This is a genomic window from Rahnella rivi, from assembly GCF_019049655.1.
Classification (GTDB): domain Bacteria; phylum Pseudomonadota; class Gammaproteobacteria; order Enterobacterales; family Enterobacteriaceae; genus Rahnella; species Rahnella rivi.
On sequence record NZ_JAFMOX010000063.1, the window covers coordinates 19,667 to 33,059 of the forward strand.

The window sequence follows — 13,393 nt, forward strand, 5'->3', positions numbered from 1 at the left end:
ATCAATATGCCTGACCATTAACCCGGCGGGCATAGCCGTTTCCAAATCAAAGGAAATATCGAAAGACACATTCACCTGATGATATTCATTGAATAAGGGATATATTAAATGAAAAGATCGTTCCATCCTTATACCCGCCCGTCGGCGCTGCCTGTGAAATCAAAATTCATTACTGAACAGGTTAAAACCTTTCTGGAACCGCCTTACTTTCTTTCTGAAAACAGCAATAAGGGAAATGTTTATTTCCATTATACTAATGAAGCCGGTATGCAGGGTATCAGACGCGATAACGCCATTAACGCCAGTAATAAAAATGAACATGGCCAGCCCGCAGGTTTATGCCGGATCTATCTGACTGATATTGCGCCGGAATTGATGAGGCAGAACAGTGCCCGTTATGCCCCGCTTATTTTCGGAAACGCCCCGTATCAGTCGTGGCAAAATAAAATTCGTTATTGTTATGTTCTGAATCTTTCCGGGCTAAGCCCCGAAAAAGGGGACGGAGAACATATCTTTTACCTTAAAGACATCCCCTTCCTGCCGATACATTACAGACTCAATGGTCAGCTGATTAACAGAGTCATCGCCCGTAAAAATGTCGCAACAGGATTGGTCATATAAATGTGATGGCATTAACCCTGAACAATGTACGGAGCAATATTTTGCTCCGTACATTGAGTATGCCCTTTCCACGGTGTTATTGAGGCAAACACGTGCCAGCCGCTCTATTCCGTGGAAAAAATAACGCACTTTATTTCAGGTTTTGTTTAAAGAATGACGTCAGTTTTGCAAAAGGGATCAGATCGGTGCGGTCGTAGAGGTCAACATGACCCGCACCGGGTACGATAACTAACTCTTTCGGCTGACCGGCAAGTTTGTAGGCATCTTCACTGAATTCCCTGGAGTGCGCGTTTTCGCCGGTGATAAACAGCATTGGCCGCGGTGAAATCGTTTCGATATCGTTGAACGGATAAAAGTTCATAAACTTGACGTTGCTGGTCAGCGTCGGGTGCGTCGTCAGCGCCGGGGAAGATCCTTTGGGTGTGAATTCCCCGCGCGGCGTGCGGTAAAAATCGTAGAACTCTTTCGCCACCGGCGGCGTGTCCGCATCGATTTTATGCACTGTACCGCTGGTATAGCGTATTTCGCCGCCGGTGAATTCGCTGTAACGCTGCTGCGCCGCCTGTTCAATAATGTCCTTACGCTGCGCCAGCGTGAGTGAATGATTGAGTGCGTGACGGTTCACCGCCCCCATGTCATACATGCTGACGGTAGCAATGGCCCGCATGCGCGGATCAATTTTCGCCGCGCTGATCACAAAGCTGCCGCTGCCGCAGATACCCAGCGCGCCAATCCGGTTTCTGTCGATATCCGGGCGCGTACCGAGGTAATCCACTGCGGCGCTGAAATCTTCAGCGTAAATATCTGGTGCGACGGCGTTACGCGGTTTCCCTTCACTTTCGCCCCAGAAAGAGAGATCGATAGCCAGCGTCACAAAACCTTGTTCAGCCAGTTTCTGTGCATAGAGATTGGAACTTTGTTCTTTCACCGCCCCCATCGGATGCCCCACCACAATGGCCGGATACCTGGCATTCTTATCCCTGTCTTTTGGCATAAACAGATTTCCGGTGACCTCCATCTGATACTGATTTTTAAACGTCACCTTTTGCTGCGTCACTTTGTCGCTTTTGTAAAAGTTATCTGCACCGCCAGACATATCGGCGCCGGTGGCGGCAAACGAGCTGATTAACAGCCCGACCAACATAGAAAAAATTTTCATCGAAATATCCTCAACAGGAGTGGTATGGGTTGGGCATCCGTTCGCCCGGTAAAAAGTGAATATGTCGTCAGTGTTGTGTGCGTGATGTAACAAATGTCAGACAGGCCGCCAGAGTCAGCAGAACGCCGCTGATGGCGAAGGTGGTTTGCCAGCCCGCAGAGTCAAAAGCCAGCCCTCCGGCGGTAGAACCCAGCGCGATGGAAAGTTGCACCACCGCGACCATCAGCCCGCCGCCCGCTTCGGCGTTGTCGGGAAAGGTCCGCGCTACCCATGACCACCACCCGACCGGTGCCGCCGTCGCCACCAGCCCCCAAAGGCCCAGCAGCGGCGCGACAATCCAGAGCCGGTGACCCGTCAGCATCAGCATCACGGCAATGGCCGTCATCATCAGCGGGATCGACATCAGCGTCAGATAAAAGCCTTTGCGCAGAAAAACGCCGATGATCAGGGTGCCAATAAAACCGGCCATGCCGATGGTCAGCAAAATCAATGACAACGTGGAGACGTCAACCCCGGTCACCGTTTCAAGAAACGGGCGCAGGTAGGTAAAGAGCGCGAATTGCCCCATAAAGAAAAGCCCGCACGCCGCCATCCCGGTGGCAACCTGCGGTTTTCTGAGCAGGCGTAACACATTTCCGGCCTTTTTTTCTTCCGCCGCCGTTTTCATGGAAGGCAGGCTGACGCACTGCCAGATAAAAACCACCAGCGCGACCGGCACCAGGCAAAAGAATGCGCCGCGCCAGCCCATCACCGACCCCAGATAACTGCCGAGCGGTGCGGCGATCACCATCGCCAGCGCGTTGCCGCCGTTGAATATCGCCAGGGCGCGGGGCACCTGATCCCTTGGCACCAGCCGGATAGCCAGCGCCGCCGACATCGACCAGAAGCCGCCGATGACGACGCCAATCAGTGCGCGCCCAACCATGTAAGTCAGGTAATCAGGGGCCAGGGCTATCACCACGCCGGAAACAGCCATCAGGGTCGTCAGCCCTAAAAGCAGAATTTTTCGGTCAATATTTCCGGCCAGTGTTGAGATCAACAAACTGGTCAACACCGCCAGCGCACCGGAGATGGCGATCCCCTGCCCGGCCAGCCCCTCGCTGATACCCAGATCGCGGGAAACCGGTGACAGCAGGCTGACGGGCATAAACTCCGACGCAACCAGCGCAAAAACGCACAGGGTAATCGCCCATACCCCGTTCCAGTGCGCGGCCCGATGTTGGTCAGGCAGCGCGTTTTCAACGGCAGATGGCACATTTCCTTCCTTTTTCAACGCTAAATGATGAATTTTTGGCAAGCACCGCCCGGTCTTTATTCACGGGAATAAAAACTGAAATAACATGAAGTTAAAGGGATAACGCCGGGAAAGTATTTCCTGTTTTGCGGACGTTATTGCTTGCCGGAAATTCTACAGGGCGGGTATATTCTTACTAGGTAATGAATCCTTAATGGGCTTATAAGCCCTGCTTATTAATAGAAGGACGGAAGCTGTGATGAAACGTAATTTCAATGATCTGATCGCTTTTATCACGGTCGCCCGTGAAGGGAGTTTTACCCGCGCTGCCGCGCTGCTCGGGGTCACGCAACCGGCGCTGAGCCAGACCATTACCGCTCTGGAAAATCAAATGGACATTCGCCTGCTCACGCGCACGACCAGAAATGTGTCGCCGACGGCGGCGGGAGAAAGGCTATTGCTGGCGATTGGCTCACACTTTGACGAGATTGAAGCCGGGCTGGATATGCTGACCGAGATGCGAGATAAACCGGCCGGTACCGTACGTATCACCTGCGGCCCGCACGTGCTTAAAACCCTGCTGATGCCAAAACTGTCGCCGTTATTACGCGAATACCCCGACATCCGGCTGGAATTTGATGCCAACCACGGCTTTCGTAATATCGTCGCCGATAAGTTTGACGCCGGTGTGCGCCTGGGTGACACCATCGATAAAGACATGATCGCGATGCCCGTCAGCCCCGCCTTGCGCATGGCGGCGGTGGCTTCCCCGGCGTATTTTGCGAAACATCCGCTGCCGCAGACGCCGCATGACCTGCTGCAACACAACTGCATGAATATGCGCCAGACCACGTCCGGCGGGCTTTATGTCTGGGAGTTTGATAACGAAGAGGGGCCGGTCAACGTGCGGGTGAACGGGCAACTGACCTTTAATACTTCCGCCCCTATGGTGGATGCGGCGCTGGCCGGTCTGGGCATTGCGTTTTTACCGGAAGAAGAGTTTGCGCCGCACATCGAAGAAGGCCGCCTGCTGCGGGTGCTCGATGCCTGGTGCCTGCCGTTTCCCGGTTACTACCTCTATTACCCCAGCAGAAAACAGCATTCACCGGCATTTTCGCTGGTGATGGCGGCGCTGAAACTCGACTGAGGGGCGCGTCACTGGCTCTCGCGCACGTTGATCACCTTACGCAGTTGCGCCACATCTTTCAGCGGAGGCAGCCCGAAAATGCGCGCATAGTCGCGGTTAAACTGCGGCACACTCCGGTAGCCCACTTCCTGAGCCACATAAGTGACGCTCTGCTGACGGCCTAAAAGCAGCGTTCGGGCATGGAGCAGCCGGACGCGTTTCTGATACTGCAACGGGCTCATGGCCGTTACCGCCTTGAAGTGCCGGTGAAACGCCGAAACGCTCATCGCCTCGCGCCCGGCCAGGGTTTCAACCACAAATTCTTCGGCAAAATGGTGCCTCAGCCACTGGATAGCGTTGCTGATCCTCGCCAGCATGGTACCCGGCGAGGCAATATCTCTGAGCATCCAGCCGTGAGGGCCTTTGAGAACATGATAAAGAATTTCACGCTCATAGCCCGGCGCGAGAGCGGGAATATCCTCAGGCGTTTTCATCAGACGCAGCATTCTCACCCAGGCATCAAGCAACTCCGGCGTGACTGACGCCACCGAGAACCCGCCTTCCGGCCTGCCCCTCATCTGCGAATGCGGTAAATCATCCAGCAAGGTGGCAACGCGCTGGGGATCGATGGTCAGGCTCACGGCCAGATAAGGTTCGCCGGTCAATGCCGGGTGAACTGCGCCCACCGCCGGCAAATCCACTGACATGACAAAGTAAGAGGCAGGGTCGTAATTAAAGACCTTCTCCCCCACCGTCATCGTTTTACTTCCTCTGAGGATCAGGTTGATCATCGGCTCATAGACTGCGGCCAGCGCCGCCGCCGGGACTTTCCCCTGCACCATAGCAACGCGCGGGATCCCGGTTTCTGTTCGCCAGTTCCCGGCATGAGCGGCCAGTCCGCGCAGTTCATCAAGTTGGGATTGCAAATCCATATCCTGCCTCAGCGGTAAAGGGGTGCGGGGAGCTTAAAGCAGAAACAGGCAAGAATCGAGCAGGAACGCAGAAGCCTCAGCCGGTGCCTTTCTTTAGTCTTACTGCACACCCACACAACGAGAGTCAACATCATGAAAGTCATTCTTATCACAGGCGGAAGCACCGGCATCGGGGCAAGTTCAGCAATTGAGTGCGCAGCAAAAGGAATGGGGGTGATACTGACCTGGCATCGCCACCCGGAAGCGGCTGACGAGGTGGTCAGGCAAATCGTCGCCGCCGGAGGCAAAGCCGTGGCAATGCAGCTTGATGTTTCCCGTACACAGACGTTTGCTGCCTTTCGTACACAACTCGCGGCAGTGCTGGAAGATTTCTGGCAACGCCGTAATTTTGATGTGCTGATCAATAACGCCGGTTTTGGCCTGTTTAACCCGATTGAAACCGTGACTGAAAATGAGTTCGACAACCTGTTTAACGTCCATCTGAAAGGCCCGTTCTTCCTGACGCAGACGCTGTTGCCGTTGCTCACTGATGGCGGCCACATTGTCAATGTGACCAGCGCCACCACCCGCGTTACAACGTCCGGCGTTGCGCCTTATGCCGCCTTTAAAGGCGGGCTTGAGGTACTGACGCGTTATATGGCAAAAGAGTTTGGCCCGCGTCGCATTCGCGCAAATTCGGTTTCGCCCGGCGCAATCCGGACCGGGCTGGGCGGTGGCCTCAACGATGAGCTGGAAACATTGCTGGCGTCGCAAACCGCACTGGGCCGCGTCGGCGAACCGGACGATGTAGGAAAGGCGATCGCAGGGTTGATTTCGGATGACAGCCGCTGGATCAATGCGCAGTCCATTGAAGTCGCCGGTGGCTACCACATTTAATGACGGACGGAGGTTCTATGCTCGATCACATTTTTGTTTCAGTGCGTGATGTTGACCGTTCGGTCAGGTTTTACACCGCCGCTCTGGCACCGCTTGGCATCACCTCGCGGGTCGATTACGACGGCAAAGACGGGCCGCCGGGGCACCCTGACCTCACCGGTTTTGGTGCACATGGCCGGATATTTTTCTGGCTGCGGCAGGCAAAAGCCACCGGCGATGCCTCGCATATCGGCTTTGTCGCCAGCAGTAAGGCCATGGTGGATGAGGCGTACGCCGCCGCAATCAACGCCGGGGCGAAGGATAACGGCGCGCCGGGCGCACGTCTTTATTACGATCCGCGCTATTACGCCGCCGGTGTGGTCGATCCTGACGGCTATACCCTGGAGTTTGTCTACAAAAGCTGGCAGCACGACCAGCCCTGAAGGCACGCACCGCTGACGTGGAGTCAGCGGTGACAACGGAGGTTCTCCTCCTGCACAAAATCGATAAATGCCCGCAACGGCGCAGGGATCAGACGGCGATCGTTGTAGTAAAGATAGGGCCCGGAAAACGACAGCCACCACGGCTGTAAGATGGGTTCCAGCTCACCGCTGGCAAAGGCGGGTTGCAGCCAGTCTTCAAACAGATAGAGAATGCCGCCGCCCGCTTTCGCGGTATCCACCGCCAGATCCACCGCGCCGCCGACGCTGACCACCAGCGGGCCGCTGACCTGTACGCTGAGATTTTCCCCTTCCCGCTCAAACTCCCAGGCAGTCATGATGCCGCTGGCATAACGGCCACGCAGGCAGGCGTGCTTCATCAGATCACGCGGGTGTGCGGGTCTGCCATGACGATCGAGATAATCCGCAGACGCAGCGGCGGCAAAACGCTGACGGCGCGGGCCGATGGGGATCGCCACCACGTCCTGTTCGAGACATTCGTCATAGCGGATACCGGCATCGCAACCGTCGCGAAACACATCCTGCACATTGCTTTCGGCGATGATCTCCAGCTGGATATCCGGATAACGTTGTAAAAACGCCGGCACCAGCGCGGGGAGAATCAGGCGCGTGGCGCTGACCGGCACGTTCAGCCGCAGCGTGCCGCCCGGCGTGTTGCGATAACGATTGATGGCGTCCAGCGCGGCATCGACCTCATTCATGGCCGGTAACAGGCGTTCCATCAGCGCCCGGCCTGCTTCGGTCAGCACGACGGTGCGCGTGGTGCGATGAAACAGGCGGATGCCGAGTTGCTGTTCCGCACGGCGCACGGCATCACTTAGCCGGGAGGCATTGCTGCCGGTGACCCGCGCCGCTTCCCGAAATCCCCCGGCTTTCGCCACTTCCACCACGGCATGCAGCAGAGCGATGTCCATTGGCATTGTGCGTAACCTCGTACAGTTTGTCCTGATTTCACCGGATAGTTGCACAGCCAGTTGCCCGATACAATGAATGAACACACACAGGAGAACCCCCATGTCACAACCCTCAATGACTTATCGCCTCGGCGACCGTGAAGTTGGACGCTTAGGTTACGGCGCAATGCAACTGGCAGGCCCCGGTGTTTTTGGTCCGGTGAAAGATGAAGCGCGGGCGATTCAGGTGTTGAAAGACGCGGTTGCATCGGGCGTCAATCACATCGACACCAGCGACTTTTACGGCCCGCATGAAACCAACCGGCTGATCAAAAAGGCTTTGCATCCTTATCCCGATGACCTGTGCATCGTCACCAAAGTCGGCGCGCGGCGTGATGAAAAGGGGGGCTGGTTACCCGCATTTTCAGCACCGGAGCTGACCCGCGCGGTGGAAGATAACCTGCGCAATCTGGGGCTGGAGACAATGGACGTCGTTAACCTGCGCAGTATGCTCGACGTGTATAAGCCCGCGGAAGGTTCGCTGGAACCGCAGCTGGAGGCGCTGATGGCGTTAAAAGAGCGGGGTCTGATCCGCCACATCGGGCTGAGCAATGTGACTGCCAGACAAGTGGCCGAGGCCCGCAAAGTCACGCCGATCGCCTGCGTGCAGAACATGTACAATCTCGCCAACCGCAACGACGACGCGCTGGTGGATGCGCTGGCTGAACAGGGGATCGCCTGGGTGCCGTTCTTCCCGCTCGGGGGGTTCTCGCCTTTGCAGTCAACACAGCTTAATGAGGTGGCCGCTGAATTACAGGCGACGCCGATGCAGGTGGCGCTGGCATGGCTGCTCAGGCGTTCTCCAAATATTTTGCTGATCCCCGGCACCTCATCTTCACAGCATTTGCAGGAAAACCTGGCCAGCGCGCGGCTGACGTTGTCGGATGAGGTGATGGCGAAACTCAACGAGATGAGCCGTTAACCCTGCCTTGCCAAAAAAAAGGCGCCTGCTGAGGGCGCCTTTGTTGTTTCTGAGGGGAAATGTTGGTCAGACCGTGCCGGTACCGCCATCCGAACACCACACCTGTCCGGAGGTGTAGCTGCTTTCGCTGGAGGCTAACGCCACGTACATACCGGCAATCTCGGCGGGCTGGCCCGGTCTGCCAAGCGGTGACTGCTCACCAAATTTCTCGACCTTTTCCTGCGGCTGGCCGCCGGAGGTTTGCAGAACGGTCCAGTACGGGCCGGGCGCAACGGCATTAACGCGAATACCGTCTGCGGCCAGCTGCTTCGCCAGACCTTTGGTGAAGGCGACAATCGACGCTTTGGTCTGCGAATAATCGAGCAGATTATCGCTCGGTAAAAATGCCTGAACCGAAGACGTATTGATGATTGCGCTGCCACGCGGCATATAGTCCAGCGCGGCTTTGGTGATCCAAAACATGGCATAGACGTTCGTTTTGAACGTGGCGTCAAAGGCTTCGGTGGTCAGGTCTTTGATCGAATTACAGAACTGCTGACGCCCCGCATTGTTGACCAGCAGATCCAGCCCGCCAAGCTGTTCAGCCGCCTCTTTCACCAGCGTCTGACAGAATTTTTCCTCACGGATATCGCCCGGAATCGTGACGATTTTCACGCCTTCCTTGCGCAGCAACGCCACCACATCTTGCGCATCCGGCTCTTCATCGGGCAGATAGTTTATCGCGACATCGGCCCCTTCACGGGCAAAGGCTATCGCCACCGCCCTGCCGATACCCGAGTCACCGCCGGTCACCAGCGCTTTACGCCCCTTCAGACGTGAACTGCCTTTATAAGAGGTTTCACCGTGATCGGGCACCGGGATCATCTTGCTGACCAGACCGGGGAACGGCTGCTTTTGCTGTTCAAACGGCGGTTTTGGAAAAGTGTCCACGTGCGGATCGTTAAGGGAAACGGGGATCGTTTTGTTGTTGTTCATACACAGGCTCCTTGTATAAAAACGAATGAAGGAACACTAAAGGTAGAACAGATATGCCAGGCCATGTGTCATTAAGGATATTTCTGAGTCTGAGGCAGCCCTTGCCCGCCGCAGGGGAAACCCTTTCACTCATTTGCATTTCGACACAATTATTCGCCCCGCCTTACGGCCTGTTTCTCGTTATTATCCTGACCAGACTGAAAAGTACAGGCTTCGTTGCGACGACAAAGGACTGACGACGGACGTTATATTGATAGTTTTTAACGGGATATATTATGCGTTACTCAAAAATGATGATGTTGTCAGCTCTGGTTTTCTCCTCCGTGATGACGCTGTCGCACACCGCGTCTGCGGCGACCCCTTCCCATGAGATCAAATCGTTCTTCGATGACTCGACCGAATACAAACTGGGCGACACCGTGCCCGGTTTATACCGCACCAAGCCTTATGAAATTGTTGACTGGCAACAGCGCCACCTGCCCGCCCCTGACGCAGGCAGCCACTGGACCTACATCGCGGGCAATTACGCGATGATCACCGACACCGACGGCAAAATTCTCAAAGCCGAATCCGGCGATATCTACTTCCAGTAATACCATCGCCGGTGACGCAAAAAGGGCGCGCTACCTCAGGTAACGCGCCCTTTTCTGTGTCATGCCGCCGTCACGCTTAACGCTCACGCATGGCTTCGTTCATTTTGTTCAGCGGTTTCAGCAGATAATCAAGAATGCTTTTGTTGCCGGTTTTGATGTCCACCGTCGCGATCATGCCGGGGAAAATATAAAACTTTTCATGATGCTTATTTTCCAGATAATTGGCGTTGGTCTTGATGTTCACGCGGTAATAATAGACGTCACGGCGCACCTCGTCCTGAATAGTGTCGGGCGAAATCGTGGTCACTTCTCCGTCAAAACTGCCGTAAATCGAATAGTCGTAGGCGGTGATTTTCACTTTGGCTTTCTGGCCGGGGTGAATAAACGCCACGTCGCGCGGTGAAATTTGTGCCTCCACCAGCATCTGATCGTCAATCGGCACCAGCGTCATCAGTTTGCCATTCGGCGGGATCACGCCGCCGACGGTGTTGACGTCAATATTCTTCACAATGCCTTTAACCGGGGAGAAAAACTCCAGACGGTTCAGGGAATCTTTACGGCCTAAAACCACCGAGCGCTGGGTTTCGATTTCCGCATTGGCTTTCGCCAGCTCTTCGCCCGCACGCACGTGATACTGGGTTTCCAGATCGGTGGCTTTGCTTTCCATTTCGTTGATCTGACGTTGCAGACGCAGCACCTCCACGTCGCTGGCCGCGCCCTGTTTCACCAGCGGCACGGTCATACTCAGCTCGCGGCGGATCAACGCCACGCCCTGCTTCAGGCCGGAAAGCTGCTTCTCCAGGCTGTTACGGCTGGAGTTGTACAGTTCAGTTTCGGATTTCACCAGCTCCGGTTCATCGTCAAGATCGGCCGGAAACGTCAGCGGTGTGCCGTTGATCTGTGCGGTCAGGCGCGCCGCCGTCGCCAGCGCGGCGTGCAGGCGGGACTGGCTTTCCTGCACGCCGGACTCGGTTTTGGTGCGGTCGAGCTGCGCCAGACGCTGGCCGCGCTCCACCACTTCACCTTCGCGCACGTCAATACTGTGAACGATACCGCCCTCCAGCGATTGCACGATCTGTTCGTGCGCCGAAGGAATGACTTTGCCGGTGCCGGTGGTGACTTCGTCGAGCGTATAGAAATTCGCCCACAGCGTGAAGCACAACAGCATCAGCGCCAGGCTCCACACCAGCAGGGTCGAACGCGGCAAGGTATTTTCACTCAGTGGCCGGTGATGGCGTTTGTTTCCATTCATGATGTCATCTCCTTATTGACGGCTTTCGCGGCCTGGGCTGGCTGTCCTTTCGGTCTGAAATGTTTACTGAGGATCTCGTCTTTGCTGCCGTCGAGTGTGATGCGTCCGTTGTCCATCACGATAATCCTGTCCACCAGCTGCAACAGCGCCAGACGGTGGGTGGCGACCACCAGCGTTTTGCCTTTACCCCACGCGGCCAGGTGAGTGATCAGATTCGCCTCGGAGATTTCATCCAGCCACGCGCTCGGTTCATCGAGCAGCAATACCTGCGGCTGCATGATGATGTGACGCGCTAATAACAGCGCCTGACGCTGGCCGCCGGAGAGGCCAACGCCGCCTTCGTGGATCAGGAAATTCAGGCCATTCTCTTTTTGCTGCACAAAGGTCAGCGCACCGCTCAACACCAGCGCCTGATGGATCTCGTCGTCCGTGGCCTGCGGTCTGCCCATGGTGATATTGTCTCGCACCGAGCCGAAAAACAGTCTGGCGTGCTGATTGTGCAGCGCCACGTCACGGCGTAAATCCGCCGGATCGATCTGTTTGATGTTGACGTTATCCAGCACCACCTGCCCCTGCTGTACCTGCTGCATGCCGGCCAGCACCTGCAACAGCGTCGATTTACCGGCACCGTTTTTACCCAGCACGGCGATCTTCTCGCCCGGCCTGATGTGCAGGTTGTTCAGCGCCAGATTGGCCACTTTCTCTTCTTCGTCGTAATAGAACACCGCATCGTGCACCTGGTATTCACCGGCGATCTGCGCCTTATGCACCATTTTCTGTCCGTCTTCCTGATCGACAGGCCGCTGCATCAGTTCATCCAGCCCTTTACGCGCCACTTTGGCCTGCTGCCAGCGGGAGAGCACGCCGGAGATCTGCGCCAGCGGCGCGATAGTGCGGGAGGCGAGGATGGTGGTCCCCACCAGCGCACCGGTGGTCATGTCGCCGTTCATCACCAGATAACAGCCCACCAGCAGCACAATGGCGTAAACGATCGACTGCACTTCCTGCGTCCAGGTCATCAGCAGGCTGGTGAGAAAACGCTGACGCATACTGATGTCGGCGGAGACTTCGTTGCAGTGGTTCCACTGATTCTGAAAGCGCTGTTCAGCGCGCATCAGTTTGATGTCTTCCAGAGATTCCACCGCTTCCACCAGTGAGGCGTTTCGCACTGCGGATTCGCGCATGCCTTCGTTCGCCAGTTTCGCCAGCGGTTTTTGGATCAGTAACCCTGGGATCAGCAAAAGCGGGATCGCCAGCAGCACCACAAACACCAGCGGGCCGCCAATCATCCACAGAATGACCGTGAATAACAGGAAGAAAGGCAGGTCGGAAATCACGCTGATGGTGGTCGAAGTGATCAGTTCACGCACCGATTCCAGCTCGCGGATTTGCGAAATAAAAGAACCGGTGGATTTGGAGCGGGCGCCGTTTTTAATGCGCAGCGCGCGGCCAAACACGCGGTCGGAAATGCGCAGATCGGCGCGTTTCCCCACCACGTCAGAAATATGGACGCGTACCATGCGCATCACGAATTCAAACACAATGGCGATCATCACGCCGCCGAATAACACCCACAGCGTCGGCACCGACTGCGAGGGCACCACGCGGTCGTACACCTGCATGGAAAACAACATACCGGCCAGCGCCAGCACGTTGGCGATCATCGCCGCCACCATGATGTCGCCGTAGCGACGCCAGTCTTTCAGGGCCAGATCCCAGAACCAGTTCTTTTTGTACGGCTTGATGTAGTTATCAACGCGCGCATCCGGCAGGGCCTGCAAAGGGCGCAGCAGAGTGATGCTCTGCACCCGCGATAAAAGCTGTTCAGGGGTGAGCGTGGTTTCCAGCCCCTGATCCTCGGTAAACTGCACGGCGCACTGGCCGCTGGCGTCCAGATGCGTCACCACGCCCAGACGGCCATTGTCCAGCGTCAAAATAAACGGCACGGACATCGGGTCCAGATCGGCAGGATGGAATGAGCGGGTCACGCGCGCCAGCCCGAGTTTGTGCGCCATCTCATCAAGCACGCTGTCTTGCGGTGCGCCCATCTCCCAGGCGAGCGTGGCTTTCACATGCTCTTCTGAATAATCCAGACGATAGTGGCGGGCGACATCCAGCATGGCGCTCAGCCACGCGCTATACCCTTTTTGTTTCTCCGCCTGCGCGGCGCGGCCATCGAACGCCACGGCCTCCGGTGCGGTACTGCTTTTCTCTGACATGATCTCTTTATTCATCTGCATTGTTCCCTAATTCATTGTTCCTTCACGTTCATTCCAGAACATGAATATTGAGCGGGAGAAGCGGAGCAGA

At 56.2% G+C, this 13,393-nt stretch carries 13 protein-coding genes; 6 read left to right on the forward strand and 7 right to left on the reverse strand.

The window, feature by feature from the left end; translation table 11 throughout:
- Positions 1–108 precede the first annotated feature (108 nt).
- Positions 109–621 (forward strand): hypothetical protein, encoded by a 513-nt coding sequence (locus tag J1779_RS16665; protein WP_122096605.1) that lies wholly within the window; start codon positions 109–111, stop codon positions 619–621.
- A 130-nt stretch (positions 622–751) separates the two neighbouring features.
- Here the strand turns inward: J1779_RS16665 and J1779_RS16670 are convergent, their stop codons facing one another.
- Complete coding sequence (locus tag J1779_RS16670; RefSeq protein ID WP_056772600.1) at positions 752–1,780, reverse strand: alpha/beta hydrolase; 1,029 nt, start codon at positions 1,778–1,780, stop codon at positions 752–754.
- Between the two features lie 67 nt (positions 1,781–1,847).
- Positions 1,848–3,035: an MFS transporter gene (locus J1779_RS16675; protein ID WP_338019868.1), complete on the reverse strand. Its 1,188-nt coding sequence runs from the start codon at positions 3,033–3,035 to the stop codon at positions 1,848–1,850.
- A gap of 238 nt (positions 3,036–3,273) precedes the next feature.
- Here J1779_RS16675 and J1779_RS16680 point away from each other — a divergent pair, with 238 nt between their 5' ends.
- Positions 3,274–4,161 carry a LysR family transcriptional regulator gene (locus tag J1779_RS16680; RefSeq protein WP_056772602.1) on the forward strand — a complete coding sequence of 296 codons (888 nt, stop codon included), beginning with the start codon at positions 3,274–3,276 and terminating at the stop codon, positions 4,159–4,161.
- An 8-nt stretch (positions 4,162–4,169) separates the two neighbouring features.
- Here J1779_RS16680 and J1779_RS16685 read toward each other — a convergent pair whose 3' ends face one another.
- Positions 4,170–5,072, reverse strand: a complete 903-nt coding sequence (locus J1779_RS16685) for an AraC family transcriptional regulator (protein ID WP_217204299.1) — start codon at positions 5,070–5,072, stop codon at positions 4,170–4,172.
- 132 nt (positions 5,073–5,204) lie between these two features.
- On the opposite strand from J1779_RS16685, the gene J1779_RS16690 reads away from it, so the two are divergent.
- Both J1779_RS16690 and J1779_RS16695 read left to right on the forward strand, forming a co-directional pair.
- A complete protein-coding gene (locus J1779_RS16690; RefSeq protein ID WP_217204300.1) occupies positions 5,205–5,948 on the forward strand; it encodes an SDR family NAD(P)-dependent oxidoreductase in 744 nt (247 codons plus the stop codon).
- 17 nt (positions 5,949–5,965) lie between these two features.
- Positions 5,966–6,370: a VOC family protein gene (locus J1779_RS16695; protein ID WP_183849213.1), complete on the forward strand. Its 405-nt coding sequence runs from the start codon at positions 5,966–5,968 to the stop codon at positions 6,368–6,370.
- A 23-nt stretch (positions 6,371–6,393) separates the two neighbouring features.
- On the opposite strand, the gene J1779_RS16700 is transcribed toward J1779_RS16695, so the two are convergent.
- On the reverse strand, positions 6,394–7,308 hold the full coding sequence (locus J1779_RS16700; RefSeq protein ID WP_183849215.1) for a LysR family transcriptional regulator: 915 nt from the start codon (positions 7,306–7,308) through the stop codon (positions 6,394–6,396).
- Positions 7,309–7,402: 94 nt separating this feature from the next.
- Between J1779_RS16700 and J1779_RS16705 the strand changes: the two genes are divergently transcribed.
- A complete protein-coding gene (locus J1779_RS16705; protein WP_217204301.1) occupies positions 7,403–8,263 on the forward strand; it encodes an aldo/keto reductase family oxidoreductase in 861 nt (286 codons plus the stop codon).
- Between the two features lie 66 nt (positions 8,264–8,329).
- Here J1779_RS16705 and J1779_RS16710 read toward each other — a convergent pair whose 3' ends face one another.
- Positions 8,330–9,238: an SDR family oxidoreductase gene (locus J1779_RS16710; protein WP_122096597.1), complete on the reverse strand. Its 909-nt coding sequence runs from the start codon at positions 9,236–9,238 to the stop codon at positions 8,330–8,332.
- Between the two features lie 275 nt (positions 9,239–9,513).
- Between J1779_RS16710 and J1779_RS16715 the strand changes: the two genes are divergently transcribed.
- Complete coding sequence (locus tag J1779_RS16715) at positions 9,514–9,831, forward strand: RcnB family protein (protein WP_056772628.1); 318 nt, start codon at positions 9,514–9,516, stop codon at positions 9,829–9,831.
- Positions 9,832–9,907: 76 nt separating this feature from the next.
- Here J1779_RS16715 and J1779_RS16720 read toward each other — a convergent pair whose 3' ends face one another.
- Together J1779_RS16720 and J1779_RS16725 are read right to left on the reverse strand one after the other, a co-directional pair.
- Positions 9,908–11,083 (reverse strand): HlyD family type I secretion periplasmic adaptor subunit, encoded by a 1,176-nt coding sequence (locus J1779_RS16720; protein ID WP_122096596.1) that lies wholly within the window; start codon positions 11,081–11,083, stop codon positions 9,908–9,910.
- A complete protein-coding gene (locus J1779_RS16725; protein ID WP_274388817.1) occupies positions 11,080–13,317 on the reverse strand; it encodes a type I secretion system permease/ATPase in 2,238 nt (745 codons plus the stop codon). The genes J1779_RS16720 and J1779_RS16725 overlap by 4 nt, the downstream gene beginning before the upstream one ends.
- Positions 13,318–13,393: the final 76 nt, after the last annotated feature.

What these genes read in the sequence shown, in the direction of transcription:
- J1779_RS16665 (WP_122096605.1), top strand. Translation starts at nt 109, where the DNA reads ATGAAAAGATCGTTCCATCCTTATACCCGCCCGTCGGCGCTGCCTGTG.
- J1779_RS16670 (WP_056772600.1), bottom strand. Translation starts at nt 1,780, where the DNA reads ATGAAAATTTTTTCTATGTTGGTCGGGCTGTTAATCAGCTCGTTTGCC.
- J1779_RS16680 (WP_056772602.1), top strand. Translation starts at nt 3,274, where the DNA reads ATGAAACGTAATTTCAATGATCTGATCGCTTTTATCACGGTCGCCCGT.
- J1779_RS16685 (WP_217204299.1), bottom strand. Translation starts at nt 5,072, where the DNA reads ATGGATTTGCAATCCCAACTTGATGAACTGCGCGGACTGGCCGCTCAT.
- J1779_RS16690 (WP_217204300.1), top strand. Translation starts at nt 5,205, where the DNA reads ATGAAAGTCATTCTTATCACAGGCGGAAGCACCGGCATCGGGGCAAGT.
- J1779_RS16695 (WP_183849213.1), top strand. Translation starts at nt 5,966, where the DNA reads ATGCTCGATCACATTTTTGTTTCAGTGCGTGATGTTGACCGTTCGGTC.
- J1779_RS16700 (WP_183849215.1), bottom strand. Translation starts at nt 7,308, where the DNA reads ATGCCAATGGACATCGCTCTGCTGCATGCCGTGGTGGAAGTGGCGAAA.
- J1779_RS16705 (WP_217204301.1), top strand. Translation starts at nt 7,403, where the DNA reads ATGTCACAACCCTCAATGACTTATCGCCTCGGCGACCGTGAAGTTGGA.
- J1779_RS16710 (WP_122096597.1), bottom strand. Translation starts at nt 9,238, where the DNA reads ATGAACAACAACAAAACGATCCCCGTTTCCCTTAACGATCCGCACGTG.
- J1779_RS16715 (WP_056772628.1), top strand. Translation starts at nt 9,514, where the DNA reads ATGCGTTACTCAAAAATGATGATGTTGTCAGCTCTGGTTTTCTCCTCC.
- J1779_RS16720 (WP_122096596.1), bottom strand. Translation starts at nt 11,083, where the DNA reads ATGAATGGAAACAAACGCCATCACCGGCCACTGAGTGAAAATACCTTG.
- J1779_RS16725 (WP_274388817.1), bottom strand. Translation starts at nt 13,317, where the DNA reads ATGAATAAAGAGATCATGTCAGAGAAAAGCAGTACCGCACCGGAGGCC.